The sequence below is a fragment of the Pseudomonas sp. CJQ_9 genome (assembly GCF_043106615.1).
GTDB lineage: Bacteria > Pseudomonadota > Gammaproteobacteria > Pseudomonadales > Pseudomonadaceae > Aquipseudomonas > Aquipseudomonas juntendi.
Genome location: NZ_JBICMS010000040.1, coordinates 12,025 through 38,786 on the forward strand (window position 1 = coordinate 12,025; position 26,762 = coordinate 38,786).

Consider the following 26,762-nt stretch of genomic DNA (forward strand, 5'->3'; position numbering starts at 1 on the left):
GCGCTTGCCAGCCGCTGCATTTCCCATGCAGATTTGTGGCTTGGTGCGCCCGGCGCGCCTCCAATTGAAAAGCCATCAGGACCAAGGACGATGAGTCATTCCTCGCAATTCACCTTGCTCGGCAAGCGACGCTTCCTGCCGTTTTTCATCACTCAGTCGCTGGGTGCCTTCAACGACAACCTGTTCAAGCAGTCGCTGATCCTGGCGATCCTGTTCAAGCTCAGCCTGGGCGAGGGTGACCGGTCGATCTGGGTCAACCTGTGTGCCTTGCTGTTCATTCTGCCGTTTTTCCTGTTTTCGGCGTTGGGTGGTCAGTTTGGCGAGAAGTTCGCCAAGGACGCGCTGATCCGCGCCATCAAGCTGGCCGAGATCGCCATCATGGCGATCGGCGCGCTGGGCTTCATCACCAACCACCTGGCGCTGATGCTGGTGGCGCTGTTCGGCATGGGCACGCATTCGGCGCTGTTCGGCCCGGTGAAGTATTCCATCCTGCCCCAGGCCCTGCGTGAAGAAGAGCTGGTCGGTGGCAACGGGCTGGTCGAAACCGGCACCTTCCTTGCCATCCTGGCAGGCACCATCGGCGCCGGGGTGATGATGTCGGCCGACAGCTACGCCACCGTGGTGGCCGGGGGGGTGGTCGGCACTGCGGTGCTGGGCTACCTGGCCAGCCGCTGGATCCCCCGGGCGGCCGCGGCCTCGCCGAACATGCCGCTGGACTGGAATATCTTCAAGCAATCCTGGGTGATCCTGCGCATGGGCCTGGGCCAGCCGCCGGCAGTGTCGCGCTCGATCGTCGGCAACTCGTGGTTCTGGTTTGTCGGTGCCATCTACCTTACGCAGATTCCGGCCTACGCCAAGGAGTGGCTGCACGGTGACGGCACCGTGGTAACGCTGGTGCTGACGCTGTTCTCGGTGGGCATCGCGCTGGGCTCGCTGCTGTGCGAACGGCTCAGCGGGCGCAAGGTGGAAATCGGCCTGGTGCCATTCGGCTCATTCGGCCTGACCCTGTTCGGCCTGCTGTGGTGGTGGCACTCTGGCGATGTGCCAGCGGCCGCCGCGCCGCATGACTGGCTGGCGCTGCTGGGCATGAGCCAGGCCTGGTGGATCCTGCTGTCGATCATTGGCCTGGGGGTGTTCGGCGGCTTCTACATCGTGCCGCTGTATGCCTTGATTCAGGCCCGCACCGGCGAAGACCAGCGCGCCCGGGTAATCGCGGCCAACAACATCCTCAATGCCCTGTTCATGGTGGTGTCGGCGCTGCTCACCATTCTCCTGCTGGGCCTGGCCAAGCTGAGCATCCCCCAGCTGTTCCTGGTGGTGTCGCTGCTCAATATCGCGGTCAACGCCTACATTTTCAGGATCGTGCCCGAGTTCACCATGCGCTTCTTGATCTGGCTGCTCAGCCATTCGATGTATCGCGTGCAGCACCGTGACCTGCAGCGCATTCCCGACCAGGGTGCGGCGTTGCTGGTGTGCAACCACGTCTCGTTCGTCGACGCGCTGCTGTTGGGTGGGGCGATCCGCCGGCCGATCCGCTTTGTCATGTACTACAAGATCTACAACCTGCCGGTGCTCAACTTTGTCTTCCGTACCGCAGGGGCCATCCCGATTGCCGGGCGCAACGAAGACCAGGCCACGTACGAGCGGGCCTTCGCGCGCATTGCCGCGTACCTGGCCGACGGCGAGCTGGTGTGCATCTTCCCGGAGGGCAAACTGACCGGTGATGGTGAAATCGATGTGTTCAAGGGCGGCGTCAAGCGCATCCTCGAAGAAACCCCGGTGCCGGTGATTCCGCTGGCCTTGCAGGGCTTGTGGGGCAGCTTCTTCAGCCGCGACCCACGCAAAGGTTTCTTCAAGCGGTTATGGTCGCGGGTGACCATTGTAGCCGGTGCCGCCATACCGGTGGAGGCGGCGCAGCCAGAAGCCTTGCGAGAGCAGGTCAGCCGCTTGCGCGGCAACCTGCGCTAGGGGAGGGGATCAGCTGGCGCTGACCTTAAGGCCAACCAGGCCAGTGATGATCAGCGCCACGCTAACCAGGCGTACCAGGGCCATGGATTCGCCGAACAGGATAATGCCGGCGATCACCGTGCCCACGGCACCCACCCCGGTCCAGATGGCGTAGGCAGTGCCCAGTGGCAACTCCTTCATGGCCAGGCCCAGAAGGCCGAGGCTGATAGCCATGGCGGCAACGGTGAGTACGGTAGGCAGTGGCTTGCTGAAGCCGTCGGTGTATTTGAGGCCTACGGCCCAGCCGACCTCGAACAGGCCGGCAAAGAACAGGATGATCCAGGACATGGTGCTTCTCCATCGTGGTGAATGATGGGGCCGTCCCCGGAATGATCACGCGGTGCGTCGTGAGGCCGTCCTCACAGTGAGCACTATAGTGCACACCTGCAGGTTTCAGGGCAAGCCTGGCTGTCACCCTAATGCCTGGCCGGTTCCACCCCTTCAGCCTGCTCCCCGGGCTCACCCATGCGCCGGAACCAGGTTGACAGGAGTGCCCCGGAAATATTGTGCCAAACGCTGAACAATGCACTGGGCACCGCTGCCAGGGGCGAAAAATGCGCCGCTGCCAATGCCGCCCCCAGCCCCGAGTTCTGCATGCCAACCTCTAGCGCCAGGGACTTGCGCTGGGCCAGTGGCAGTTTGCACAGCCTGCCGGTCAGGTACCCCAGCAAGTAGCCAAAGCTGTTGTGCAGCACTACCACTGCCATGATCAGCAGCCCCGATTCGGCAATTTTTGCCTGGCTGGCCGCCACCACTGCGCACACGATCATCACGATGCTCACCACCGACACCAGCGGCAGCACTTGCACTGCCGCCTGCACGCGGGCACCGAGCAAACGCTGGGCGATAACGCCAAGCACGATCGGCAGCATCACCAGTTGCAGGATCGACCAGAACATGTCCATGAAGGACACCGGCAGCCACGCCGAGGCCAGGAACCAGATCAGGGCAGGGGTCAGCAGTGGCGCCAGCAGGGTCGTGACGGCAGCAATTGCCACGGCCAAGGCCAGGTCGCCCCGAGACAGCCAGACCATCACGTTGGAGGCCGTGCCACTGGGGCAACAGCCAACCAGGATCACACCCACGGCAATTTCCGGCGGCAGCTGGAACAGCTGGCACAGCAGCCAGGCCATGCCCGGCATGATCACGAAGTGCGCAACCACCCCCAGCATGACCCGCCAGGGCTGGCGGGCGAGGGCGGCGAAGTCGTCGAGCTTGAGGGTGAGGCCCATGCCGAACATCACCAGCCCCAGCAGCGGCACGATGGCTACCTTCAAGGCGATGAACCATTGCGGCTGCAGGAAAGCCAGCAGGGCGAACACCAGCACCCACAGGGCGAAGGTGTTGCCGACAAAGCGGCTGAGGGCGGCGAGGGCACGCATGGGGCAATTCCTTTTCTATTTATGGCTTCAAGCATTTCACTGGCCTCTTCGCGGGCTTGCCCGCTCCCACAGGTACATCACAGTATCCAGAACCTGTGTTGTACCTGTGGGAGCGGGCAAGCCCGCGAAGAGGCCAGCACTGTCTCGGGATTTCTCCCAAGCCAGCACCGGCATTTCGAACAGCATCAGACCCCCTGCGGAATCTCCTCGCCACCCAGTGCCTCGAACAGCACCGGCAAGAATTCGGCAAAGGTCATCATCATCAGCTGGAAGCTGGCGTCGAACTGCTGGGCCGCCTCATCGCCACCGTCCTGTTCGGCCTGCTCCTGCAGCAGCTCTTCGAACTTCAGGCGCTTGATGACCATCTTGTCGTCGAGGATGAACGACAGCTTGTCCTGCCAGGCCAGGGCCAGTTGGGTAACCACCTTGCCGGTGCTCAGGTGCAGCTGGATTTCTTCGCCGGTCAGGTCCTGGCGTTTGCAACGCACGATGCCACCGTCTTCGGCGGTGTCGCGCAGTTCGCACTCGTCCAGCACGTAGAAGCCTTCAGCAGCCTGTTGCGACTTGACCCAGTCGGTCATGGTGGCAACCGGTGCGATTTTTACCGTCGCTGGGCGCACTGGCAGCGAGCCCATCACTTCACGCAGGGTCGACAGCAGGTCTTCGGCACGCTTGGCGCTGGCCGAGTTGACCAGGATCACACCCTGACGCGGGGCAATGGCGGCGAAAATCATCGAGCGGCGGATGAATGCGCGCGGCAGGAAGGCCTGGATGATCTCGTCCTTGATCTGGTCGCGTTCCTTCTTGTAGACCTTGCGCATCTGCTCGGTCTCGATCTCTTCGACCTTTTCCTTCACGGCGTCATTGACCACGCTGCTTGGCAGGATGCGTTCTTCCTTGCGGGCGGCAATCAGCAGGTACTCGCCGCTGACATGCACCAAGGGCGCGTCTTCGCCTTTGCCGAACGGTGCGATGAAACCATAGGTGGACAGCTCCTGGCTGGCGCAGGCGCGGGCCGGCTTGCTGGCCAGGGCGGCTTCCAGCGCTTCAGGCTCGAACGGTACTTCCTGGGTCAGGCGGTAGGTCAGCAGGTTCTTGAACCACATGCGGGGCAATCTCTCATTAATGCATAAGGCGGGCATTATTCTCCGAGCAGTGCTCCCAGGCCAACCCTGTCAGAGGGCCAGCAGTGGTTAATGCCGCAAGAAAACGCCTGTCAACGCTAGGTCTTTGAAAGGCCTGAGGTTTTTTTTGAAGAAAGTTTAAAAAGTGCTTGCCAGGGTGCAGGGGCGTACGTAGAATGCGCGCCACACCGAGAGACATGGGTGATTAGCTCAGCCGGGAGAGCATCTGCCTTACAAGCAGAGGGTCGGCGGTTCGATCCCGTCATCACCCACCACTCGATGTATAGCGCAGCGGTAGTTCAGTCGGTTAGAATACCGGCCTGTCACGCCGGGGGTCGCGGGTTCGAGTCCCGTCCGCTGCGCCATATTCAACTTCCAGGGCCCACTGAACACCCGGAAGTAACAAAGAAAGCGACCTCAGGGTCGCTTTTTTTGTGCCTGCATGCTTTACGAGCCCGCAGAACGCTGCAGTGTCAGCCACGGCGTTCTTCTTCACGCAACGTCAGCACTTCGAAACCGTCATCCGTCACCGCCACCGTGTGCTCCCATTGCGCCGACAAGCTGTGGTCGCGGGTAACCACTGTCCAGCCATCTTTCAGTTCGCGCGTGCCGCGCCCACCCTGGTTGATCATCGGTTCGATGGTGAACACCATGCCTGGCTTGAGCTTCATGCCCATGCCGCGCTGGCCCACGTGCAACACCTCCGGCGCTTCATGCATCTGCTGGCCGATACCATGCCCACAATATTCGCGCACCACGCTGTAGCCCGCGGCCTCGGCATGGGCCTGCACGGCGTGGCCGATATCACCCAGCGTGGCCCCTGGGCGCACCTGCTCGATGCCTTTCCACAGCGCTGCATAGGTGGTGTCGACCAGGCGGCGGGCCTCGTCGCTGATCGTGCCAATGCAGTACATCTTCGAGGCGTCGGCGATGTAGCCGCCCTGTTCCAGCGTGATGTCGACGTTGACGATCGAGCCTTCCTCAAGCACCTCGTCGGCCCTGGGTATGCCATGGCACACCACATGGTCCACCGACGTATTGAGCGAGTAGGGGAACCCGTACTGGCCCTTGCTCGCAGGCCGGGCCTTGAGCGTTTCGACGATGTAGGCTTCGGCGCGGTCGTTGATTTGCAGGGTGGTCACGCCGGGGCGGATGAAGTGGTCGAGGTCAGCGAATACCTGGGCCAGCAACTGGCCGGCCCGGCGCATCAGCTCGAGTTGGGCGGGGGTCTTGAGGATCACCTGGGGCATGGGGAAAGGGCGGTTGCTCATGCTGGAATTTGCCCCAGCATAGCGCCAGCGGGTGCGCACTTGCCACCGCATGGTGCGCAGGGTGCGCACGGTACGCCGGAGCGCGGGCGTGGTAGAAGCGTCTGCTCCAGCTGGCCCACTAATTGCTGGCTACCTCCCATCCCGGGCCATCAACGTCGACAGCCCGCACATTTTCACGACAAAGGCGCCGTGTTGCCCCGCTTGCTGCTGCAGGCCGGGGCAGCCGGCGCCTTTTTGCGTTTCCACAGGAGCCCGCCCATGGTCAATAACCAAGTGCGCAGCGTATGCCCGTATTGCGGCGTTGGTTGCGGCATCGTCATGAGCGTTGCCGACGGCAAGGTCGGCAAGATCAGCGGCGACAAGCAGCACCCCAGCAACTACGGCCGGCTGTGCACCAAGGGCCTTACCGCCCACTTGCCGCTGACGGCGGCCGGGCGCATGGAAGACGCCTACCTGCGCCAGCAACGCAACCAGCCGCCGGTGCGCGCCAACATGGACAAGGCAATTGCCGACAGTGCTGCACGGCTACGTGCCATCATCGACCAGCATGGGCCAGACGCCGTAGCGCTCTACGTGTCCGGGCAGATGTCGCTGGAGGCCCAGTACCTGGCCAACAAGCTGGCCAAGGGTTTCATTCGCACCCGCCACATCGAGTCCAATTCGCGCTTGTGCATGGCCAGTGCCGGCAGCGGCTACAAGCTGTCGCTAGGCGCCGACGGCCCGCCTGGCAGCTACGAGGATTTCGAGCACGCCGATGTGTTTCTGGTGATCGGTTCGAACATGGCTGACTGCCACCCGATTCTGTTCCTGCGCCTGCTCGACCGGGTCAAGGCGGGGGCCAAACTGATCGTTGTCGATCCCAGGCGCAGCGCCACGGCCGACAAGGCCGACCTGTTCCTGCAGCTGCGCCCCGGCAGCGACATGGCCTTGCTCAATGGCCTGCTGCACCTGCTGCATCGCAATGGCCACACCCACCCCGATTTCATCGCCCGCCATACCGAAGGCTGGGACGACATGCCCGCCTTGCTCGATGACTACAGCCCCGAACGGGTGGCCGCCATCACCGGGCTGGCCGAGGCCGACATCGTCAAGGCCGCGCAATGGATCGGCAGAGCCGGCAACTGGATGAGCTGCTGGACCATGGGGCTGAACCAGAGCATTCACGGTACTTGGCACAGCAATGCCATCTGTAACCTGCACCTGGCCACCGGTGCCATTTGCCGCCCTGGCAGCGGGCCGTTCTCGTTGACCGGCCAGCCCAATGCCATGGGCGGCCGCGAAATGGGCTACATGGGGCCCGGCTTGCCCGGCCAGCGCTCGGCGCTGGTGGCGGCCGACCGTGCCTTCGTCGAACAGCAGTGGCAACTGCCACCCGGTAGCCTGCGCAGCGAAGCCGGCGAGGGAACGGTGGCGCTGTTCGAGCAACTCAAGGCCGGCGAGGTGAAAGCCTGCTGGATCATCTGCAGCAACCCGGTTGCCAGTGTCGCCAACCGCCAGCAGGTGCTCGACGGCTTGCGCCAGGCCGACCTGGTGATCGCCCAGGACGCCTTCCTCGACACCGAAACCAACCGTTACGCCGATATCCTGCTGCCTGCCGCGCTGTGGGCCGAAGGCGAGGGCGTGATGATCAACAGCGAACGCAACCTGACCCTGATGCCCCGCGCTGTCGAGCCGCCCGGGCAAAGCCTGCCGGACTGGCAGATTATCGCCCGTGTGGCCTGCGCGATGGGCTATGGCGAGGCCTTCGACTACCCGAACGCCGAGGCGGTGTATGAGGAAATTCGCCGCTTTCACAACCCGGCCACCGGCTATGACCTGCGTGGCATCAGCTATGCCGACCTGCGTCAGCAACCCCGGCAGTGGCCCAGCGCCCCGGGGCGCGAGCAGCACCGCAGCCCGCTGCGTTACCTTAACGATGGCAGCAGCCAGGCGCTGCTGCTCGATGACCAAGGGCAGCGGCCGGCTATCGCCTTCCCCACGGCCAGTGGCAAGGCACGCTTCTTCGCCCGGCCCTGGCTGCCGGCCGCTGAGTTGCCGGATGACGCCTTCCCCCTGGTGCTCAACACCGGCCGCGTGCAGCACCATTGGCATACCCTGACCAAGACCGGCAAGGTACCGGCGCTGAACAAGCTGGAGCCCGGCCCGTTCGTTGAAATCCACCCGGAAGATGCCGGCCGTTTGGGCATTGCCGAGAAAGACCAGGTGGCCGTTCGCTCGCGGCGTGGCCAGGCCGTGCTCCCGGCGCGTATCAGCGACCGGGTCATGCCGGGCAACTGCTTTGCGCCGTTTCACTGGAACGACCTGGTCGGTGAGCAGCTGGCCATCAATGCCGTCACCTGCGATGCGCTCGACCCTCTGTCGTTGCAGCCTGCATTCAAGCACTGCGCCGTGGCCCTGCAGCGGGTTGCCGGCGAGCGTATCGAGGCCCTTGAACTGCACACCACCGTTGCCGAGCCTGCCAGCATGCCGACCGCCACCTTGTCCCGCCTGTTAGGCCTGGACACCTTGCCGGCCCCGGTGCTGGCCGAAGACGAGCGGCACTATCTGCAAGGTTTTTTGCTGGGGCTGGCCCAGGCGCGCGCCGACGGTGTGCCCAGCCTGCCGGCCAGTGCGCCGCTGCCGGCCAGCCGGCGTATGTTCGTTGACGGCTTGCTGGCCGGGCTGTTCGCGACCCCGGCCCAGGCACCGGCCGCGGCGCCAGCCCAGCCGCTGCACCAGGTGGTATGGGCTTCGCAGACCGGCAACTGTGAACTGCTGGCCGAGCGCTGCGCCGAACGCCTGCGCGGCGCAGGCCTGCAGGTGCAGCTCAGTTGCATGCAGGCGACCCGCCCCAGCCAGCTACGCGGCGCTGCCAGCGTGGTATTCATTACCAGCACGTTCGGTGATGGCGAGGCCCCCGACAGTGCCGCGAACTTCTGGCAGGCGTTGCAGGGTCAGGAGGGCGGCCACTGCGCCGAGCTGCCGTATGCCGTGCTGGCCTTAGGCGACTCCAGTTATGAGCAGTTCTGTGGTTTTGGCCGCAAGCTGGACCAGCGGCTGGCCGAGCTGGGCGGCCGGCGCCTGCTGCAACGGGTGGAGTGCGAGCCCGACTTCGACGAAGCGTTTGCCGGCTGGCTGGAGGCGCTGCTGCCAAGCCTGGGCAGCACCGCCGCGGCACAACCGGCCGGGGCAGCGGCACCCGTGGCGGCTTACACCAAGCAGCGGCCCTGGGCGGCCACCCTGCTGGAAAACCGCCTGCTCAACGGCCCCGGTGCCAGCAAGGAAACCCGCCAGTTGGTCTTCGACCTCAGTGGCAGCGGTTTCACCTACGCCGCCGGCGACGCCCTGGGGGTATGGCCACGCAACTGTCCGGCGCTGGTCGCAGAACTGCTGGCGCTGATGCAACTCGACGGCCAGGCGCTGGTGGAATTGAAGGGCCAGCCCGCCATGCCGCTGGCCGAAGCCCTGCAGGCACACCTGGAAATCGCCAAGGTCACCCCACAGCAACTGCAGGTGTTCGCCGCTAATGCCCCCGACCTGCAGCGCCTGCTGCAGCCCGACTGCAAGGCCGAACTGCACGCGTGGTTGTGGGGCCGGCAACTGGTCGATGTGTTGCGCGCCTTCCCGCAGCAACTGCCACTGGCCAGTTGGCTCGCGTTGCTCAAGCCGTTGCAGCCACGGCTGTACTCGATCAGTTCCAGCCCACTGGCGCACCCTCAACAGGTGCACCTGACCGTTTCCACGGTGCGCTACGGTGATCGCAAAGGTGTGTGCTCCAGCTTCCTGGCCGACCGGGCACAGGCGTTGAAGGTGGCGATTTTTCCGCAGGTGTCGAAGCACTTCCGCCTGCCTGAGGACGATGGTGTGCCGTTGATCATGGTCGGCCCTGGCACTGGCATTGCGCCATTTCGGGCGTTCCTTGAAGAGCGCGAAGCGCGCGGCGCCAGCGGGCCGAACTGGCTGTTCTTCGGCGAGCAGCACGCTGCAAGCGACTTTTATTACCAGGCGCAATTGCAGGCTTGGCAAGCCACGGGGCACCTGCGGCTGGACACGGCGTTCTCGCGTGATCAGGCGCAAAAGATCTACGTGCAGACGCGCATGCTCGAGCACGGCACGCAGCTGTGGCAATGGTTGCAGGCCGGGGCGTACTTCTATGTCTGCGGTGATGCCCAGCGCATGGCCAAGGATGTAGATGCGGCCTTGCGGGCGATTGTCGCCGAGCATGGCGGCATGGATGCCGCAGCGGCTGATGCCTACGTGGACGGCCTGAACCAGGCCCGGCGCTACCGGCGTGACGTGTATTGATGTGCACCGCGATGGGTTGCAGTGCACTGCGAGTGTGCGCAGCCGATGCCGGGTGGTTCGCGGGCGAACCCGCTGCTGCATAGGCCTGGACCGCTGTGCAGGCCCGTGCAGGCGCGGGTTTGCGCGTAATGCGTCCACCCCCGGGAACAGGCTTGGCACACTCCCTGCTTACCCCATGTAACAACAAAGCCCACTGATCAACGGCGATCAACCGGGCCCCCTACCGTGATGAATACAGGCAAAGGCGCCTGGAGCTTCGGCTCCAGGCGCTTTTTTTTTGATCGAGGATCGGCTTATGAAGGCAACAGCGAGCAGCGGGCAACGAGAGCGACTGGTCATCGTCGGCAACGGCATGGTCGGCCACCACTGTGTGGAACAACTGGTCAGCCGCGGCGCCCTGCAGCAGTTCGAGGTACGGGTGTTCGGCGAGGAGCGCCAGCGCGCCTACGACCGGGTGCACCTGTCCGAGTACTTTGGCGGTAGCTGTGCCGAAACCCTGGCCCTGTGCGAGCACGACTTCTACACCGCCAGCGGCGTGCACCTGCACCTTGGCGAAGCGGTCCTGCAGATCGATCGCGAGCGCGGTGAGGTGGTTACCGCCCAAGGCCGCTACGGCTACGACCAACTGGTCCTGGCGACCGGTTCCTACCCCTTTGTGCCGCCGATCGAGGGCTCCAGCGGTGATGCCCGCCTGGTCTACCGTACCCTCGACGACCTCGATGGCATTCGCGCTGCCGCCGCCAGCGCCCGCCGTGGCGTGGTGGTGGGGGGTGGCCTGCTGGGGCTGGAAGCGGCCAACGCCCTCAAGTCGCTTGGCCTGGAAGCCCACGTGGTGGAGTTCGCGCCACGGCTGATGCCGGTGCAGCTGGATGGCGAGGGCGGCGCAGCGCTCAAGGCACAGATCGAAGCGCTGGGCGTGGGTGTGCACCTGTCGCGTGCCACTCAGTCCATCAGCCAGGGCGACGCCTACCGCTACCGCATGAACTTCGACGGTGGCCAATACCTGGAAACCGACCTGATCGTGTTCTCTGCTGGCATTCGCCCGCAAGATGCCCTTGGTCGTGCCTGCGGCCTGGACATCGCCCCACGCGGCGGGGTAGTGATCGACGAGCACTGCCGCAGCAGTGACCCGCGCATCTTTGCCATCGGTGAATGCGCATCGTGGAACGGTAGCGTGTTCGGCCTGGTCGCGCCCGGCTACAGCATGGCGCGCAACCTGGCGGCATTGCTCTGCGGCGAGGCGCCGGTGCCGTTCAGCGGTGCCGACATGTCGACCAAGCTCAAGTTGCTGGGGGTAGACGTCGGTTCGATCGGTGATGCCCACGGGGCTACGCCCGGTGCACGCAGCTACCGCTTCATCGACGAAGCCAACAGCGCCTACCGGCGGCTGGTAGTGGATGCCAGCGGCAAGCATGTGCTGGGTGCGGTGCTGGTTGGCGACAACAGCTATTACGACACCTTGCTGCAGTATGCCCAGAACGGTATTGCCCTGCCGGCTGACCCCGCCGCGCTGATCCTGCCGCAAGGCGGCGCAGCACCAGCGCTGGGGGCCGACGCCTTGCCCGACAGCGCCACCATCTGCTCCTGCCATAACGTCAGCAAGGGTGCAGTCTGTGCCGCCATCGACAGCGGCTGCAGCGACCTGGCTGCGGTCAAGGGCTGCACCAAGGCGGCAACCGGCTGTGGCGGCTGCGCAGCCTTGCTCAAGCAAGTCTTCGAGCATGAACTGACGGCCCGCGGTGTAGCGGTGGACAAAAGCCTGTGCGAGCACTTCGCCTACACCCGGCAAGAACTCTACGGCATGGTGCGGGTGGAGGGCATCCGCACCTTCAGCGAACTGCTCGCACGTCACGGCAAGGGCCACACCGGCTGTGACATCTGCAAGCCGGCGGTGGGCAATATCCTTGCCTCCTGCTGGAACCAGCCGATCATGGACCCGGCGCTGGTGCCGCTGCAGGACACCAACGACACCTTCATGGCCAACATGCAGAAAAACGGCACCTATTCGGTGGTGCCGCGTATTCCGGGGGGGGAAATCACCCCGGACAAACTCATCGTGATTGGCCAGGTGGCCAAGAAATACGACCTGTACACCAAGATCACCGGCGGCCAGCGCATCGACCTGTTCGGCGCCCAACTGCACGAATTGCCGCTCATCTGGGGGGAGTTGATCGAGGCTGGTTTCGAAACAGGCCATGCCTACGGCAAATCGACCCGTACGGTGAAGTCGTGCGTGGGCAGTACCTGGTGCCGCTACGGCGTGCAGGACAGCGTGGCCATGGCCCTGCGCCTGGAAGACCGCTACAAGGGCCTGCGCAGTCCGCACAAGCTCAAGTTCGCCGTGTCTGGCTGCACCCGCGAATGTGCCGAGGCGCAGAGCAAGGACATTGGCGTGATCGCCACCGACAAGGGCTGGAACCTGTACGTGTGCGGTAACGGCGGCATGCGCCCGCGGCATGCCGAACTGTTTGCCACCGACCTGGATGACGAAACCCTGGTACGCCTGATCGACCGCGTGCTGATGTTCTATATCCGCACCGCCGACAAGCTGCAGCGCACTTCGGTGTGGCGTGAAAACCTCGAAGGCGGGCTGGACTACCTGAAACAGGTGGTCATCGACGACAGCCTGGGCCTGGCCAGCGAACTGGAAGCGCAGATGCAGCATGTGGTCGACCAGTACCAGTGCGAATGGGCCAACGCCCTCAACGACCCTGAGAAGCTCAAGCGCTTCCGAACCTTTGTAAACGACCAGCGCGCCGACCCGGACGTGCACTTCGTGCGTGAACGCGAACAACGCCGGCCTGCCGCGCCGCTGCACCTGATCCCCACTGTCGAGGAGGCTGTCTGATGATGTTGTCCAGTGCTGCTGTGAACGAACGCGAGAACTGGCAGGCCGTGTGCCGGGCGCAAGACCTGGTGGCTGATTCCGGTGTGGTGGTGTGGCTCGACGGTGCCCAGGTGGCGCTGTTCTATCTGCCTGGCCAAGCCCAGACGCTGTACGCGGTGGACAACCGCGACCCACGCTCCGGGGCCAACATCATCGGCCGCGGCTTGGTGGGGAGCGTGCAGGGTGAGCTGGTGGTGGCGGCGCCTTTGTACAAGCAGCATTTCAGCCTGCACACCGGGGAATGTCTGGAGGATGGCGGGCAGCGCTTGCGGGTGTGGCCGGTGCGGTTGAAGGGCGAGGCGGTGGAACTGGGTGTGGCCTGATTCTCGTGTATTGCCAGTGCCGGCCCTTTCGCGGGCTTGCCCGCTCCTACAGGTACAGCGCAGCCCTCAAGCCCTGCGATGAATGTGTGGGAGCGGGCGAGCCCGCGAAGAGGCCGGCACACGTGCCTCAGAACACCAGCCCCTGCGGCGTGCGCCCGGCAAACACATCCACCAGGCTGGCCACCACCATCTGGCCCATGCGCGTGCGGGTCTGCACGGTGGCACTGGCCCGGTGCGGCTGCAGTACCACGTCCTCACGCTCGAACAACGCCTCGGGCGCTCGCGGTTCATCGGCAAACACATCCAGCGCCGCGCCGGCGATCTCGCCAGCCTGTAATGCGGCGATCAAGGCCGGTTCGTCCACCAGCTTGCCGCGCGCGATGTTGATCAGGTAACCCTCGCTGCCCAAGGCCCGCAGCACGTCGCGACCAATCAGCGCCTCACCCTTGTCGGCCGCCGCTGCAAGGATCAGTGCGTCGCTGTTCTTTGCCAACTGCAGCAGGTCGGCCTCGAAGCCGTATGGCACATCCAGCGCCTGCAAATCGGTGTAGCGAATCGGGCAACCGAACGCGGCTGCCCGCTGCGCCACCGCGCGGCCGACCCGGCCCATGCCGACAATGCCCACGCGCATGCCCGACACCTGACGGGCCAGTGGCAACGGTGCCAGCGGCGTGGCACTGGTGGCCCAATGGCCGGCGCGCACGAAACGGTCACCGGTGCAGATGCCCCGGCACACACCGATCAGCAGGCCGATGGCGAGGTCGGCAACGTCCTCGGTGAGGGCACCGATGGTCGCTGTCACCTGGATGCCGCGGTCGCGGGCGTAGGCCAGGTCGACCGCGTCGGTGCCGACACCATTGACCGCGATCACTTCCAGGTTGGGCAGGCGCGCCATCAGTGCCTGGCTGATACCCGTGTGGCCACCGGTGATCACGCCGCGGATATTGTCGGCATGCTGGCTGACATAGGCGTCCTTGTCGGCCTGTTCGTAGTAGCGGTGTACGGTGAACAACTGTTCAAGGCGCTCACGGATCTGCGGGATGAGGATCGGGCTAAGTTGCAGGACTTCGGGTTTCATCGGTCACTCCATCAGGAACAGGGTTCATCGAAAGCAAGGTTCAGCCACGGCCAACGAATGGCATGTTGCTGGCCATCACGGTCATGTTCAGTACATTGGCGTCCAGCGGCAGCGCAGCGATGTAGCGCACCGCGTCGGCCACATGGCGCACGTTTAGCATTGGCTCGGCGGCGATCTCGCCATTGGCCTGGCGCACACCACGGGTCATGCGCTCGGACAGCTCGGTCAGGGCGTTGCCAATGTCCACCTGGCTGCAGACGATGTTGTAAGGCCGGCCGTCCAGCGCCAGTGCCTTGGTCAGGCCCAGCACCGCATGCTTGCTGGCGGTGTAGGGCGCGGTGAACGGGCGCGGGGTATGCGCCGAGATCGAGCCGTTGTTGATGATCCGCCCGCCTTGCGGCTGCTGGCGGCGCATCAGGCCGAAGGCCGCGCGGGCACAGAGGAACACCCCATCGACGTTGGTGGCGATGACGTTGCGCCAGTTTTCCAGCGGCAGCTCGTCGACCGGTACGGCCGGGGCATTGATGCCGGCATTGTTGAAAATCACGTCGAGGCGGCCATGTACCTCCTCGACGGTGGCAAACAGCTGCGCGACGCTCTGTTCATCGCGCACGTCAGTGGCTACCGCCATGGCTTCACCGCCCGCAGCCTGCGCCTGTTCGACCACCGCTTGCAGCGGTTCGAGACGGCGCCCGGCGAGGACCAGGCTGAAGCCATCTTCCAGCAGGGCGAGGGCGACGGCGCGGCCGATGCCGCTGCCGGCGCCGGTGACCAAAGCGATTTTCCTGTTCTGCTTCATTTCTTCACTCCAGGGGAATCAGGCAGCGTGGGCGGCTTGCCCGGCAGGGCGGGGGCCGACGTGCAAGTGCAGTTCGCCGATACCGTCGATGCCGGCGTGGAGGGTGTCGCCTGGGTTCAGCGCCGCCACCCCGGGCGGGCTGCCGGTCATGATCAGGTCACCCGGGCGTAGCGGCAGCTGGCGGGACAGCCGGCTGATGACTTCGGCCAATGCCCAGGTCTGCTGGCTGATGTGGGCACGCTGGCGCTCCTGGCCATTGACCTGCAGCCACAGCGTCGCATTCAGCGGCCAGGCGCACTCGCTGGCGGGGACGATGGCAGTCATGGGGGCCGAGGCCTCGAACACTTTGGCCGCCTCCCAGGGGAGGCCCTCGGCCTTGGCCTTGCGCTGGTGATCGCGCCGGGTCATGTCCAGGCCGGCGGCAAAGCCGAACACGTGTTCCAGGGCATGCTCCGGGGCGATGTCGGCACCGCCCTTGGCGATGGCTGCGACCAGCTCGATTTCGTGGCAGAACTCGTCGGTCTGCGGCGGGAAGGGCAGCTCGCCCGCTGCCTCGACCACATTGCTCGCTGGTTTCATGAAGAACACCGGCTCCTGTGGCGCCGGCCCGTAGGTTTCCGGCCATGGGTAGTTGCGGCCCAGGCAGAACACCCGGCCGACCGGAAAGCGCACATCGCTGCCGCGGATCGGCAGGCTGACGATGGCCGGCGGGTTGAACAGGTAAGTCATGGGTCAATCCTCCTTGCTGGGGTGGCCAGCGTATGTCACGGGCTGGCCGGTAAAGTTGGACGAAAGCGGGGTTGGGTTGGACTATCCAGGCAACCTGTACCGGCCCTATCGCCGGCAAGCCGGCGCCCACAGGTCCAGGCAACTGCGCAGGCCTTGTGGGAGCTGGCTTGCCAGCGATGAGGCCAGCACAGGCCGTGGGAATCTCAAGCTGCAGTCTTGAGCTCGATGCGGTACAGCTTCCCCAGCAGCAGCGAATACGAAAGCGTCCCCATCAACGCCACCGCGCCAATGAACCAGAACGCCATGGCGAATGAACCGCTGGCCTGCACGATCGCGCCAATCACGATGGGCGTAACGATGCCGCCAATGTTCGCGGCCAGGCTGGTAATCCCGCCGGTCAGGCCGATCAGCTCCTTGGGCGCCACTTCCGACACCGCCGCCCATGACGACGAAGCGATACCCTGGGCAAAGAACGCCAGGGTCAGGACGGCGATGCACAGCACGTTGGAGTCGGTGAAGTTCACCAGCACGATCGACATGCCCAGCATCGAGCCCACCACCAGCGGTAGCTTGCGGGCGAATGACAGCGAGTAGCCCTTGCGGATCAGCAGGTCGGAGACGATGCCCGCCAGCAGGATGCCAACCGTGGCGCCAATGAACGGCATGACCGCGAAAATGCCGACCTTGATCAAGGTCAGCTGGCGCTCTTCGATCAGGTAGGTCGGGAACCAGGTCAGGAAGAAATACAGCGCCGAGGTGCTGGCGAACTTGCCCAGGCAGATCGCCCACACCTGGCGGTAGCGGAACAGCTCGGCGACCTGGCGCCAGTCGAAACGGGTGCGTTGCTGGCTGCTTTTGACCAGGCCGCCGCCGTTCTCTATGTAGGCCAGTTCTTCCTTGCTGACCTTCTTGCAGTTCAACGGGTCGCGGTACAGGAATAGCCACACCACGCCAAACACGATGCCGACCAGGCCCGTGCTGTAGAACACATGGCGCCAGTCGTAGGTGGTCGCCAGCCACAGCAGGGCGCCAGTGAACAGCGCCGTGCCCAGGTACTGGCCGCACACGTAGATGCTGCTGGCCATGCCGCGCTCGCGGGCGGGGAACCACACGGTGACGGCGCGGCTGTTGGCCGGGAAGGCCGGGGCCTCCATGGCACCGACCGCCAGGCGCAGGCCGAACAGCGAGGCAAAGCCACTGGCCAGGCCCTGGGCCACGGTCACTGCCGACCAGCTGATCAGCGACACGCCGTAGGTCAGGCGCGAGCCGAAGCGGTCGGCGATGAAGCCTGCCGGCACCAAGGCCAGGGCGTAGGTCCACGCGAAGGCGGAGAAAATCAGGCCCATCTCGACCTTGTCCAGGCCAAGGTCCTTGGCCATGAACGGCGCGGCGATGGAAATGTTCACCCGGTCGACGTAGTTGATGATGGTCGCCACCAGCAGCAGCGACAGCATGAACCAGCGCCGGCGGGTGGGCAGACGCTGGGCAGGGGCCGCGTCCAGCGCGTACGACGACGCGGCGCGGGGGGTAGGCGTGCTCGACATGAGTCGACCTCGTTTGTTGTTGTTGGTAGAGGTTGGGCTGCAGTCCCTTTACTAAGGTGGTCGTACAACGTCCTGAATGCAACGGCGGTTTTAGATCGTTTTTTTCACAGGAGGCGGGGTAAGGCTGAACTGTCCAAAAAAATCGGGAGGCGGGGTTTTGACCGGTTTTTCTGCTGGGTGTCGCATTTCTAGCGGGCTGTGGGCGCTCAGGGTTGCGCAGGTTTTTGCAGACGGGTTTAATTTGATGAGTTTGGACATCGTACAACTTGCATTGCCTGTTCCGGCCTCTTCGCGGGCACGCCCGCTCCCACAGCATCATCACCGGGCTTGGGGCTGCGCTGCACCTGTGGGAGCGGGTAAGCCCGCGAAGAGGCCGGAACAGGCAGCGCCATTCTGGAACCTGGAGTAAGCCCAATGCCCCCAAAGCGCGAGGTCCCGACCTACGTCATGCAGCAGCGCAGCGAGCTGATGGACTTCTACATCCGCGACCAGCGCGGCCGCCCCGCCGAGACAGCGCCACATCGCCACGAGTACTTCCAGATCCAGGTCAACCTGGGCGGCGACACGGTGCAACACATCGGTAGCGTGCAGCGCCCCTTCAGGCGCAACACCCTGGCTTTCATCCTGCCGCACCGGGTGCATGTGATCCCGCACCCGGCCAACAGTGACTTCGTGGTGATCAACTTCTCCCAGACCTTCCTGCTGCCGCACTTGGCCTGTGACCCGATGGACCTGGAAGAGGTGTCGATCCTGCAGGCGCCAGAGCTGTCCCCGTTCCGCTTTCAGGAGCACCTCGACTTTTGCCTGGGCGAGGCCGACTTTGCCGAGTTACGGCAAGTCCTCGACCGCATGCGTGTACTGGATGCCAACCGCCGCTTCGGCACCCGCGAAATCCTCAAGGGCCTGTTGCTGCAACTGATCGGCCAGGTCTGTGGCCTGTATGCCGAGCCGCTGCGCGAACTGGCCGAGAGCAATGCCGCACAGCTCAGCCGCCGCGCGGCGCTGGGCCGCATGAGCGAATACCTGCGCAGGCATATCGACGACCCCGACCTCAACCTGCAGAAGGTCGCCGCCGCCACCTACCTGTCGCCCACCTATTTGACCCACTGGCTGCGCAAGGAAATCGGCAAGACCTTCAGCGAGCTGGTGCTGGAGCGGCGCATGCACGCCGCACGCAACTACCTGCTCAACGGCAGCCGCCCGGTGGGCGAGGTGGCACGGCTGTGCGGCTTTGCCGACGAAGCCTACTTTTCCCGACGTTTCCGCCAGATCCACGGCCTGCCACCCGGGCAGTTCCGCCGCCAGCAGCGCGACCCGGATACGCCACAGGTGGCGATGCGGTAAGCTTGCCGGCATGAACCTCGACACCCGCATCAAGTACCGCCACCTGCTGTGCTTTCTGGAGATTGCCCGGCAGGGCAGCCTGGCCAGGGCTGCCAACGTGCTCGCCATCAGTCAGCCGGCGATCTCCAAGACGCTCAAGGAGCTCGAAGACCTGCTGGAAACGCGGCTGTTCGCACGCAGCCGCCAAGGGGTCGAGCTGACGCTGGCCGGTACGCGCTTCATGCGCTATGCCGGGCCCAGCGTGCAAGCCCTGCGCGATGGCGTCAGCAGCCTGCGCGGCGAGGCACGGGCGCCGTCGCAGGTCCGCATCGGCGTGCTGTCCACGGTCGAGGGCCTGCTCATGCCCGAAGTGCTGTGCCGCCTGCATCAGCGTCATGAAGCGCTGGTGATCCGGGTGGTCACCGGGGTCAGCGCACAGCTGCTTGGCCAACTGCACCTGGGGGAACTGGAGCTGGTGGTCGGGCGCATGACCGACAGCCCGCAAATCCAGGGTTTGTCGTTCGAGCACCTGTACAGCGAGTCGATGAGCCTGGTGGTGCGCCCAGGTCACCCACTGCTGGCCGGCACACCCGTTGAGCGCGGCCAGGTAGGGCGTTACCCCTTGGTCTTGCCGCCTGCGGGTACCACCATCCGCCAGCATGCCGACAGCCTGTTCGTGCAATGCGGCATCCAGATGCCGGCGCAGCGCCTGGAAACGCTGTCCCTGGCGTTGAGCCGGCGCTACCTGCTGAGCAGTGACGGCGTGTGGGTGGCGCCGCGCGATGCCGTACTGCTCGACCTGCGCCGTGGCGAGTTGGTCGAGCTTGACCTGGGTGTGCGTGAACCCGGTGGCTCGGTGGGCATCTGTCGCAATGCGGCCCTGCCGCAAAGCCTGGCGGGGCAGTGGGTATGCGAAGTGCTGCGCGAAGTGGCCGGGCAGTACCGCGAGGGCGTTTACCCCTGAGCCGGCGCTGTCAGCCGGGCACTCAGCGCCATGAGGTTGAACCGGCAGGCGCACGGGGTTTGGGCCGTGCGCAAGGCTGTGGAACTATTCCCTGTTTGTTGGCTCTTATGCCGGTAGCCATGGGTTGGGGACGCCTGATAAGCTCGCGGCTTCTACCCTGATTGCCCTTATGGCGCATGAACAAGGAAATGACATGAAACAGCATCGTTTGGCGGCTGCGGTTGCCCTGGTTGGCCTGGTACTGGCTGGCTGTGATCAACAGGCCAGCAGCCCCGAGCTGAAGACCCCGGCGCAGAAAGCCTCCTACGGAATCGGCCTGAACATGGGCAAGAGCCTGGCTCAGGAGGGCATGGAAGACCTTGATTCCAAAGCAGTCGCCCTCGGTATCGAAGACGCCGTTGGCAAGAAAGAACAGCGTATCAAGGACGAAGAGCTGGTAGAGGCCTTCACCTCGCTGCAGAAACGTGCCGAAGAGCGCCTGGCCAAGGCCAGCGAAGAAGCCGCCTCTGCTGGCAAGAAGTTCCTTGAGGAAAACGCCAAGAAGCCGGGTGTCGTCACCACCGCTTCGGGCCTGCAGTATGAAGTGATCAAGAAGGCCGACGGCCCGCAGCCCAAGCCGACTGACGTGGTGACGGTCCACTACGAAGGCAAGCTGATCGACGGCAAGGTCTTCGACAGCTCCGTCGAGCGCGGCAGCCCGATCGACCTGCCGGTGAGCGGCGTCATCCCGGGTTGGGTCGAAGGCCTGCAACTGATGCACGTTGGCGAGAAGTACAAGCTGTTCATCCCGGCTGAACTGGCCTACGGTGCACAAAGCCCAAGCCCGCTGATCCCGGCCAACTCGGTACTGGTGTTCGATCTTGAACTGATCGCCATCAAGGACCCGGCCCAGCTGCAAGGCGCTGAGCCGGACGCTGAAGCCCCCGCTGAAGCGCCTGCCGAGGCCCCTGCCAAGTAACACTGGCTGTTTGCCGAAAACGCCCCGTCTTGACGGGGCGTTTTCGTTTCAGCTGCTTGGACGAACCTGCCAGTGCTGATACTGTCCGAGGAAATGCAGCGTGAAGAAGTAGGACGCTTCTGACGCAAGTCGCTCGCGGCGCTGGTAGTAACAGCCTGTAACGACTGTGTAAAAAACGCCCGATCTGACCGGGGCCCTTGCCTGGCAGGCACCCAGGGTCGGAAACTGTGGCCTGTTCACAAGGTTATCCACAATAAATGTGGATAACCTTTTCCCTCTCGGAGGTTCCATGAGCGCACCCTGGAATTTCGCCCGTTTCCTGCCCTTGGCCGAGCGCCTGCTCAGCCGTGGCCGGTTGCCGGCCTTGCTGTTCGCCGTGGCGCGCAAAGGCCCACGCCTTGGCCAGTTGCGTGACGACGTGAAATTGCTGCAGTCGCTGTGCCTTGCATGGTGGCGCGGCGAATACCGCGCCATCAGCCCCAAGGCGCTGGTGACCATCGTCGCTGGCCTGCTGTATTTCGTCAGCCCCATCGACGCTATCCCCGACTGGTTGCTAGGCCTCGGGTTCCTCGACGACATCGCAGTGCTGGGCTGGGTACTGAAAACCGTGGCCGACGAGCTGGCCCGGTTCAGGGCCTGGCGCGACAGCCAGGCACCCGAGCGGCTACGCGTGGTCGAGCGGCTACCCGCGACACCGGAAGCACTGCGCCTGGAGCGCAGTACCCGGTAAAATCGAAATTTTTGGGTAGCTGGCTTGGCTTGGAGTCTGTCGGCTACAATGACACCTACAGACATTAGAGACTCGCCCATGGATAAGCTAAGCCTGCACGCCAAAAAAGTGTGGTTCGCCAAGCATCGCACTGCGAATTTCGAAAACAGCCTGCGCCTTGAAGGCTTTATTGTGCCGCCAGACGAAGGCAAAGCAAAGTTGCCTGCCCGTGCTGCTGCACGCGAAGCCGTGCGGCAACTCAAAGCTTGAGTGACGACAAGTATGGGGTTTATCAAGACCCTGATTGCTACCCTGACACGGACGTCCTGAAGAACCTTCTCAATCTGCGCAATGCAGAGGATCTGACGGAAGCTGAGCGTTACCTCACCCAGGTAGCAGCATCGCAGCTGGACTTCGAAGAGCCTCCATACGATCTAGGTACATTAAAACGAATTCACCGCTGTCTGTTTTCCAGTATCTACAGTTGGGCTGGAGAAACTCGATCCGTAAAGATCAGCAAGGGCCATAGCCACTTCTGTGTACCGGATCGTATCGAGCCAGAGGTAGCGAAAGAATTTTCCAGAATGGCGCGGGCGGGCTGGTTTGAAGGCTACTCTCGTGATTCGCTCGTGGTTTCCGTTGCTCAATCGTATGGAACATTGAATGTCGCTCATCCCTTCCGTGAAGGTAATGGTCGGGCTCAACGTGTTCTGTTTGAATGGCTAGTCGTGAACGCTGGTTTCGAGATCACCTGGGGAAGGGTTGGCCAGGAGCAGTGGGTAGCGGCGAATATCGAGTCTTTTCAAGGCAATGACCAGGCTTTGGAGCTCGTCTTCAATCAATGTATCGGCGATCCGATCAGGGAAGCCAACGATCCATCTTGATACTTGTTCTCTGATTCTGTGCGTGCTTCAACGATTGCAAACTGGCGGTGACATTCATTGGAGGCCGACCTCGTCTGGCGATGCTCGCTCTCGAGCACGCCTGCTGGAAATCTCTTACAATGAGATATAACAGAAGGGGAGCAGCCCGATTGCCGTTCGCTATTGGCTGTCATCCGGTTGGATGAAAGGGCAGGGTCGCCGCGCTGTATCGCAACGCCTATGCCGGCTCCCCCAGATAGGCCGTATGGATTGCATGCTGTAATCCTTGTTGAAGGGGTTTGTAATGGGTATTCAGGTCATCAGCCGCGACGGTCAGCCCGAGTACGCCGTGGTTCCCTGGGAGCAGTACCAGGCGCTGCTGCAGGCTGCAGGGCAGGCACCTGCCGAGGCCGCTGCCAGCGAGCCGGCTCCCGCCGCAGCCGTTGCAGCGTTGCCGGCGTTCAGTGAAGTTGCACAGATCCGCCAGGCCAAGGGCATCGCGCCTGAACAACTGGCGCGCAATGTTGGGGTCAGCCCGGCCTACCTGGCCATGATCGAATCAGGCGAACGCCACCCGGATGCCGCCATCCGCCGTGCCCTGGCCTGGCACCTGGGGGTCGCGGGCTGGAGCGAGCCATCATGAGCCAGGTCAGGATCAGCCGTCAGCATTGGGACAACCTGCTGGGCGAGCTTGACCTGGCCCGCCGTCAACGCCACTTGCTGACTTACCGAGCGCTGATCGAGCGCTTGCAATTGCCCAGCCCGGCCATGCAGACACTGACCGCTGCACTGGAATACCTGGCGGTGCTGGACGCGCGTGCCGAGCAACCGCTGCGCAGTTCGCTGGTCATCAGCCAGGGGGCCAGCCGCTTGCCGCGTACCGGCTTTTTCGAATGCGTAGAGCGCCTGGGGCGCTTTTCCGGCCCGATCGACGGTATGGAGGCCGCTTCTTGGCATGCTTCCGAAGTGGTGCGGGTGTTTGAATACAGCTACCCCGAAAGCGCCTGATCGGCAACTGCACCGGGTTTTTATCCAGGCAGGCATGAAATGAAAGGGCCGGGCATTTGCATGCCCGGCCCTTGTTGTGTCGCGACGACCAGCGGCCTTACTTCTTGGCCACTTTGCTGCTGGCGCTGAGGTAGTCGATCAGGATGCGACCGGTTTCCGCCAGGTAAGCGTCGTCTTCCGGCTTGGTGTTTTCATCCTCGGTCGGCAGCGCGTCTTCGTCCTCTTTCTTCAGCTCTTTGAGTGGCTCTTCACCCTTGGCCTTGCGGCGGGTGTTTTCCAGCGCCAGTTGTTTCGCCTCGATCTCGTCGTGGCGGGCACGGCGGTCCTGCTCGTTGAGGCTGACGGTTTTCTCGTTCATCAGCTTCTGGGTCAGGGCCAGGCGGTCGCGGATGTAGGTGAACTCGGCATCCTTGTCGCTACGTGCCTCGTGCTGGGCCTTGAGCTGCGCCAGGAACGGTTTGAACGGGTCGGCAGCGGGTTTGACCACCGGGCGGATGGTGTCCCACGGCATGGCCTCGGGCAGGGCGCTTTCGCCGATTTCCTTGGTGTCGATGATCGACGGGTAGTCGATGTCCGGAAGCACGCCCTGATGCTGGGTGCTCTGCCCGGATACCCGGTAGAACTTGGCCAGTGTCAGCTTCAGCTCGCCATGGTTGAGCGGCTGGATGGTCTGCACGGTGCCCTTGCCGAAGGTCTGGCCGCCAATGATCAGCGCGCGGTGGTAGTCCTGCATGGCACCGGCGAAAATCTCCGAGGCCGATGCCGACAGGCGGTTGACCAGCAGCGCCAGCGGCCCTTTGTAGAAGGCACCGGGGTTTTCGTCTTCCAGCACGTCGACCCGGCCATCGCTGTTGCGCACCAGCACCGTCGGGCCTTTCTCGATGAACAGGCTGGTCAGTTCGGTGGCTTCCTGCAACGAGCCGCCGCCGTTGTTGCGCAGGTCGATGACCACGCCGTCGACTTTCTCTTTCTGCAGCTCAGTGAGCAGTTTCTTCACGTCACGCGTGGTGCTCTTGTACTCCGGGTCGCCGGCGCGGTAGGCCTTGAAGTCCAGGTAGAAGGCCGGGATCTCGATGATGCCCAGCTTGTAATCACGCCCGTCCTGTTTGAGCTTGAGCACCGACTTCTTCGCCGCCTGCTCTTCGAGCTTCACCGCCTCGCGGGTGATCGACACGATCTTGCTGGTCTGGTCGCTCGGTGCGTTGCTGGCCGGGATGACTTCCAGGCGCACCACCGAGCCTTTCGGGCCGCGGATCAGCTTGACCACTTCATCCAGGCGCCAGCCAACCACGTCGACCATTTCCTTGTTGCCCTGGGCGACACCGATGATCTTGTCTGCCGGTGCCACCTGCTTGGTCTTGGCTGCCGGGCCGGCCGGCACCAGGCGCACGATCTTGACCTGGTCGTTGTCGCTTTGCAGCACTGCGCCGATACCTTCCAGCGACAGGCTCATGTTGATGTCGAAGTTTTCCGCGTTGTCTGGCGACAGGTAGTTGGTGTGCGGGTCGTAGGACTGGGCGAAGGTGTTGATGTAGGCCTGGAAGATATCCTCGGCACGGGTCTGGTCCAGGCGCGCCAGCTGGTTCTTGTAGCGCTTGGTGAGGGTTTCCTGGATCTGCTTGGGCTCTTTGCCGGCGATCTTCTGGCGCAGCACTTCGTCTTTGACGCGTTTGCGCCACAGGTCGTCAAGCGCGGCCTGGTCCTTCAACCATGGCGCGTCCTTGCGGTCGATCAGCAAGGTTTCCTTGGCGGTGAAGTCCATTTTGTCCACGCCCTTGTTCAGCTCGGCCAGGGCGAAGTCCAGGCGTTGCTTGACGCGGTCGAGGTAGCGCTTGTAGATGGTGAAGCCCGGGTCGAGGTTGCCGCTTTTGAGGAAATCGTCGAATTGCGTTTTCCACTTGTCGAATTCGGCGATATCGGCCGCGGTGAAGTAGCTGCGCGCCGGGTCCAGCAGCTTGATGTAGCTGTCATAGATGATGACCGAACGGGCGTCATCCAGTGGCGGCTTGCTGTAATGGTGGCGCTTGAGCAACTCCACCACATTGAGGCTGGCGACGATTTCGTCGCGGTCGGGCTGCAGGCTGTCCCATTTGTTGGCGGCCGCTGCATTGCCGCCGAGCGCGAGGCTGCCCAGGCCGATCATCATGGCCAGGGCGGTGCTTGGGAGGAAATGCTTCATGCTGATTCGACGTGGGGGCAATTGATCACGCATAGTAGGCCGTCTTTTCCGTTCGCCGGTTCCAGAAGAGCCGGGCGCATACTGCAAAAAGCCTGGGCACAACGATCCCAGGCTCGGTCATATGATTCAACTATGGAGGCACTGTGAAGGCATTGCAAGGCGTTGACGGACATGTGACCTGGGTCGAGGCCGAACGCCCGACCTGTGACGCGGGCCAAGTGCGCATCCGCGTGGCTGCGGCGGGGTTGAACCGCGCCGATTTGCTGCAGATGAAAGGTTTGTACCCACCACCGCCGGGTGCTAGCCCGTACATGGGGCTGGAGTGCTCCGGTGTGGTCGAAGAAGTGGGCGCTGGCGCAGCCTGGCGCGTAGGTGATCGGGTCTGCGCGCTGCTGGCCAGCGGTGCCATGGCCGAGGAAGTGGTGGTCGACGCCCGCCACGTACTGCCGGTGCCCGAAGGCCTTGGCCTGCATGAAGCCGCTGCACTGCCGGAGGTGTACGCCACTGCCTGGCTGAACATCTTCCAGCTTGGTGCGCTGAAGGCGGGCGAGAAGGTCTTGGTGCACGCCGGTGCCAGCGGCGTCGGCTCGGCGGCCATTCAGTTGTGCAAGGCGTTTGGCAGCCCGGTATGGGTCAGCGTCGGCTCGGCTGAGCGCCTGGCCTATTGCCAGGACTTGGGCGCAGCAGGTGGTGTGGTGCGTAACCAGAACCTCGACGCGCTGGAAGGGCTGGGCCCGTTCGACGTGATTCTCGACCCGGTGGGGGCCAGCTATGGTGAGCTCAACCTCAAACTGCTGGCCCGTGACGGGCGCTGGGTGATCATCGGCCTGATGGGCGGCCGCACGTTCGAGCTGGACCTGGCACAGGTACTGGGCAAGCGCCTGGGGATCACCGGTTCGACCCTGCGCAACCGTGATGACAGCTTCAAGGCCGAACTGCTGCGCGATTTGCAACAGCAGGTGTGGCCGCTGTTCAGCGAAGGGCGCTTGTCGCCGCAACTGGTCGATACGTACCCTGTGGAGTTCGCCCAGGCGGCGTATGCCGAGTTGGAGACCAACCAGGTGTCGGGCAAGTTGGTGATGGTGATCGACCCGAGCCTGGCTTGAGGTTGCCGGGGCTGCTGAGCAGCCCATCGTGACACAAGGCCCCTACAACGGGCGGGGGTGGCCGGTAGCCCTGCGGGGCCGGGCCGGTATCATCGACCAATGTAGGAGCGGGTTTACCCGCGAATACAGTGGTGCCGGCAATGCATAATGCCTGGCAGAAACTGGCCCGCAGGCCCGGCCCTTTCGCGGGTGAACCCGCTCCTACGACGGGCGGGGGTGGCCGG

At 63.8% G+C, this 26,762-nt stretch carries 22 protein-coding genes and 2 tRNA genes; 15 read left to right on the plus strand and 9 right to left on the minus strand.

Annotation, left to right across the window (positions count from 1 at the left end; translation table 11 throughout):
• Window positions 1–90 precede the first annotated feature (90 nt).
• Window positions 91–1,968: an MFS transporter gene (locus ACF8SD_RS07110; protein ID WP_173887852.1), complete on the plus strand. Its 1,878-nt coding sequence runs from the start codon at window positions 91–93 to the stop codon at window positions 1,966–1,968.
• Between the two features lie 9 nt (window positions 1,969–1,977).
• On the opposite strand, the gene sugE is transcribed toward ACF8SD_RS07110, so the two are convergent.
• From sugE to rdgC, 3 genes are all read right to left on the minus strand, one after another.
• Window positions 1,978–2,295, minus strand: a complete 318-nt coding sequence (gene sugE / locus ACF8SD_RS07115) for a quaternary ammonium compound efflux SMR transporter SugE (protein ID WP_009686221.1) — start codon at window positions 2,293–2,295, stop codon at window positions 1,978–1,980.
• 128 nt (window positions 2,296–2,423) lie between these two features.
• A complete protein-coding gene (locus ACF8SD_RS07120) occupies window positions 2,424–3,389 on the minus strand; it encodes a bile acid:sodium symporter family protein (RefSeq protein WP_173887853.1) in 966 nt (321 codons plus the stop codon).
• 185 nt (window positions 3,390–3,574) lie between these two features.
• Window positions 3,575–4,495, minus strand: coding sequence for a recombination-associated protein RdgC (gene rdgC, locus ACF8SD_RS07125; RefSeq protein WP_009686222.1), 921 nt, complete (start codon window positions 4,493–4,495; stop codon window positions 3,575–3,577).
• A gap of 217 nt (window positions 4,496–4,712) precedes the next feature.
• Here rdgC and ACF8SD_RS07130 point away from each other — a divergent pair.
• Together ACF8SD_RS07130 and ACF8SD_RS07135 are read left to right on the plus strand one after the other, a co-directional pair.
• Window positions 4,713–4,788 (plus strand) — tRNA-Val (locus ACF8SD_RS07130).
• Between the two features lie 13 nt (window positions 4,789–4,801).
• Window positions 4,802–4,878: transfer RNA gene (locus tag ACF8SD_RS07135), tRNA-Asp, on the plus strand.
• 108 nt (window positions 4,879–4,986) lie between these two features.
• Here ACF8SD_RS07135 and map read toward each other — a convergent pair.
• Window positions 4,987–5,784 carry a type I methionyl aminopeptidase gene (gene map / locus ACF8SD_RS07140; RefSeq protein WP_392483518.1) on the minus strand — a complete coding sequence of 266 codons (798 nt, stop codon included), beginning with the start codon at window positions 5,782–5,784 and terminating at the stop codon, window positions 4,987–4,989.
• 258 nt (window positions 5,785–6,042) lie between these two features.
• On the opposite strand from map, the gene ACF8SD_RS07145 reads away from it, so the two are divergent.
• The 3 genes from ACF8SD_RS07145 (at window position 6,043) to nirD (ending at window position 13,278) form a co-directional block, all read left to right on the plus strand.
• Window positions 6,043–10,068 carry a molybdopterin-dependent oxidoreductase gene (locus ACF8SD_RS07145; RefSeq protein WP_392483519.1) on the plus strand — a complete coding sequence of 1,342 codons (4,026 nt, stop codon included), beginning with the start codon at window positions 6,043–6,045 and terminating at the stop codon, window positions 10,066–10,068.
• Window positions 10,069–10,363: 295 nt separating this feature from the next.
• Window positions 10,364–12,916, plus strand: a complete 2,553-nt coding sequence (gene nirB, locus ACF8SD_RS07150; protein WP_173887855.1) for a nitrite reductase large subunit NirB — start codon at window positions 10,364–10,366, stop codon at window positions 12,914–12,916.
• Complete coding sequence (nirD, locus tag ACF8SD_RS07155) at window positions 12,916–13,278, plus strand: nitrite reductase small subunit NirD (RefSeq protein WP_392483520.1); 363 nt, start codon at window positions 12,916–12,918, stop codon at window positions 13,276–13,278. The genes nirB and nirD overlap by 1 nt, the downstream gene beginning before the upstream one ends.
• Before the next feature lie 127 nt (window positions 13,279–13,405).
• Here nirD and ACF8SD_RS07160 read toward each other — a convergent pair whose 3' ends face one another.
• The 4 genes from ACF8SD_RS07160 to ACF8SD_RS07175 form a co-directional block, all read right to left on the minus strand.
• The gene (locus ACF8SD_RS07160; protein ID WP_173887857.1) at window positions 13,406–14,356 is read right to left on the minus strand and encodes a 2-hydroxyacid dehydrogenase; all 951 of its coding nucleotides are present in this window, start codon (window positions 14,354–14,356) and stop codon (window positions 13,406–13,408) included.
• Window positions 14,357–14,396: 40 nt separating this feature from the next.
• Window positions 14,397–15,155, minus strand: coding sequence for an SDR family oxidoreductase (locus ACF8SD_RS07165; protein WP_029885869.1), 759 nt, complete (start codon window positions 15,153–15,155; stop codon window positions 14,397–14,399).
• A gap of 18 nt (window positions 15,156–15,173) precedes the next feature.
• Window positions 15,174–15,884: a fumarylacetoacetate hydrolase family protein gene (locus ACF8SD_RS07170; protein WP_173887858.1), complete on the minus strand. Its 711-nt coding sequence runs from the start codon at window positions 15,882–15,884 to the stop codon at window positions 15,174–15,176.
• Window positions 15,885–16,087: 203 nt separating this feature from the next.
• Complete coding sequence (locus ACF8SD_RS07175; RefSeq protein ID WP_009686232.1) at window positions 16,088–17,428, minus strand: MFS transporter; 1,341 nt, start codon at window positions 17,426–17,428, stop codon at window positions 16,088–16,090.
• A gap of 414 nt (window positions 17,429–17,842) precedes the next feature.
• On the opposite strand from ACF8SD_RS07175, the gene ACF8SD_RS07180 reads away from it, so the two are divergent.
• From ACF8SD_RS07180 to ACF8SD_RS07215, 8 genes are all read left to right on the plus strand, one after another.
• Window positions 17,843–18,772: an AraC family transcriptional regulator gene (locus ACF8SD_RS07180; protein WP_173887859.1), complete on the plus strand. Its 930-nt coding sequence runs from the start codon at window positions 17,843–17,845 to the stop codon at window positions 18,770–18,772.
• A gap of 10 nt (window positions 18,773–18,782) precedes the next feature.
• Window positions 18,783–19,715: a pca operon transcription factor PcaQ gene (pcaQ, locus tag ACF8SD_RS07185; RefSeq protein WP_173887860.1), complete on the plus strand. Its 933-nt coding sequence runs from the start codon at window positions 18,783–18,785 to the stop codon at window positions 19,713–19,715.
• 193 nt (window positions 19,716–19,908) lie between these two features.
• Window positions 19,909–20,673 (plus strand): FKBP-type peptidyl-prolyl cis-trans isomerase, encoded by a 765-nt coding sequence (locus tag ACF8SD_RS07190; protein WP_009686235.1) that lies wholly within the window; start codon window positions 19,909–19,911, stop codon window positions 20,671–20,673.
• Between the two features lie 289 nt (window positions 20,674–20,962).
• Window positions 20,963–21,403 carry a YkvA family protein gene (locus ACF8SD_RS07195; RefSeq protein ID WP_392483521.1) on the plus strand — a complete coding sequence of 147 codons (441 nt, stop codon included), beginning with the start codon at window positions 20,963–20,965 and terminating at the stop codon, window positions 21,401–21,403.
• A 78-nt stretch (window positions 21,404–21,481) separates the two neighbouring features.
• Window positions 21,482–21,652: a YhfG family protein gene (locus tag ACF8SD_RS07200; protein ID WP_392483523.1), complete on the plus strand. Its 171-nt coding sequence runs from the start codon at window positions 21,482–21,484 to the stop codon at window positions 21,650–21,652.
• Entirely contained in the window at window positions 21,649–22,266 is a 618-nt protein-coding gene (locus tag ACF8SD_RS07205; protein ID WP_173887864.1) for a Fic family protein, read from the plus strand. The genes ACF8SD_RS07200 and ACF8SD_RS07205 overlap by 4 nt, the downstream gene beginning before the upstream one ends.
• A 283-nt stretch (window positions 22,267–22,549) precedes the next feature.
• Entirely contained in the window at window positions 22,550–22,888 is a 339-nt protein-coding gene (locus ACF8SD_RS07210; protein ID WP_054890369.1) for a helix-turn-helix transcriptional regulator, read from the plus strand.
• On the plus strand, window positions 22,885–23,253 hold the full coding sequence (locus ACF8SD_RS07215) for a hypothetical protein (protein ID WP_009686241.1): 369 nt from the start codon (window positions 22,885–22,887) through the stop codon (window positions 23,251–23,253). Before ACF8SD_RS07210 ends, ACF8SD_RS07215 begins: the two co-directional genes overlap by 4 nt.
• 97 nt (window positions 23,254–23,350) lie before the next feature.
• Here the strand turns inward: ACF8SD_RS07215 and ACF8SD_RS07220 are convergent, their stop codons facing one another.
• Window positions 23,351–25,432: a carboxy terminal-processing peptidase gene (locus tag ACF8SD_RS07220; protein ID WP_173887865.1), complete on the minus strand. Its 2,082-nt coding sequence runs from the start codon at window positions 25,430–25,432 to the stop codon at window positions 23,351–23,353.
• Window positions 25,433–25,575: 143 nt separating this feature from the next.
• On the opposite strand from ACF8SD_RS07220, the gene ACF8SD_RS07225 reads away from it, so the two are divergent.
• Window positions 25,576–26,538 carry an NAD(P)H-quinone oxidoreductase gene (locus ACF8SD_RS07225; protein WP_173887866.1) on the plus strand — a complete coding sequence of 321 codons (963 nt, stop codon included), beginning with the start codon at window positions 25,576–25,578 and terminating at the stop codon, window positions 26,536–26,538.
• The last annotated feature ends 224 nt before the right edge of the window (window positions 26,539–26,762 follow it).

Coding starts and splice junctions, on each gene's coding strand:
- ACF8SD_RS07190 (WP_009686235.1), top strand. CDS start 19,909: ATGAAACAGCATCGTTTGGCGGCTGCGGTTGCCCTGGTTGGCCTGGTA.
- pcaQ (WP_173887860.1), top strand. CDS start 18,783: ATGAACCTCGACACCCGCATCAAGTACCGCCACCTGCTGTGCTTTCTG.
- nirD (WP_392483520.1), top strand. CDS start 12,916: ATGATGTTGTCCAGTGCTGCTGTGAACGAACGCGAGAACTGGCAGGCC.
- nirB (WP_173887855.1), top strand. CDS start 10,364: ATGAAGGCAACAGCGAGCAGCGGGCAACGAGAGCGACTGGTCATCGTC.
- ACF8SD_RS07160 (WP_173887857.1), bottom strand. CDS start 14,356: ATGAAACCCGAAGTCCTGCAACTTAGCCCGATCCTCATCCCGCAGATC.
- ACF8SD_RS07175 (WP_009686232.1), bottom strand. CDS start 17,428: ATGTCGAGCACGCCTACCCCCCGCGCCGCGTCGTCGTACGCGCTGGAC.
- ACF8SD_RS07165 (WP_029885869.1), bottom strand. CDS start 15,155: ATGAAGCAGAACAGGAAAATCGCTTTGGTCACCGGCGCCGGCAGCGGC.
- rdgC (WP_009686222.1), bottom strand. CDS start 4,495: ATGTGGTTCAAGAACCTGCTGACCTACCGCCTGACCCAGGAAGTACCG.
- ACF8SD_RS07195 (WP_392483521.1), top strand. CDS start 20,963: ATGAGCGCACCCTGGAATTTCGCCCGTTTCCTGCCCTTGGCCGAGCGC.
- ACF8SD_RS07145 (WP_392483519.1), top strand. CDS start 6,043: ATGGTCAATAACCAAGTGCGCAGCGTATGCCCGTATTGCGGCGTTGGT.
- ACF8SD_RS07120 (WP_173887853.1), bottom strand. CDS start 3,389: ATGCGTGCCCTCGCCGCCCTCAGCCGCTTTGTCGGCAACACCTTCGCC.
- ACF8SD_RS07180 (WP_173887859.1), top strand. CDS start 17,843: ATGCCCCCAAAGCGCGAGGTCCCGACCTACGTCATGCAGCAGCGCAGC.
- ACF8SD_RS07110 (WP_173887852.1), top strand. CDS start 91: ATGAGTCATTCCTCGCAATTCACCTTGCTCGGCAAGCGACGCTTCCTG.
- sugE (WP_009686221.1), bottom strand. CDS start 2,295: ATGTCCTGGATCATCCTGTTCTTTGCCGGCCTGTTCGAGGTCGGCTGG.
- map (WP_392483518.1), bottom strand. CDS start 5,784: ATGAGCAACCGCCCTTTCCCCATGCCCCAGGTGATCCTCAAGACCCCC.
- ACF8SD_RS07200 (WP_392483523.1), top strand. CDS start 21,482: ATGGATAAGCTAAGCCTGCACGCCAAAAAAGTGTGGTTCGCCAAGCAT.
- ACF8SD_RS07170 (WP_173887858.1), bottom strand. CDS start 15,884: ATGACTTACCTGTTCAACCCGCCGGCCATCGTCAGCCTGCCGATCCGC.
- ACF8SD_RS07220 (WP_173887865.1), bottom strand. CDS start 25,432: ATGAAGCATTTCCTCCCAAGCACCGCCCTGGCCATGATGATCGGCCTG.
- ACF8SD_RS07210 (WP_054890369.1), top strand. CDS start 22,550: ATGGGTATTCAGGTCATCAGCCGCGACGGTCAGCCCGAGTACGCCGTG.
- ACF8SD_RS07215 (WP_009686241.1), top strand. CDS start 22,885: ATGAGCCAGGTCAGGATCAGCCGTCAGCATTGGGACAACCTGCTGGGC.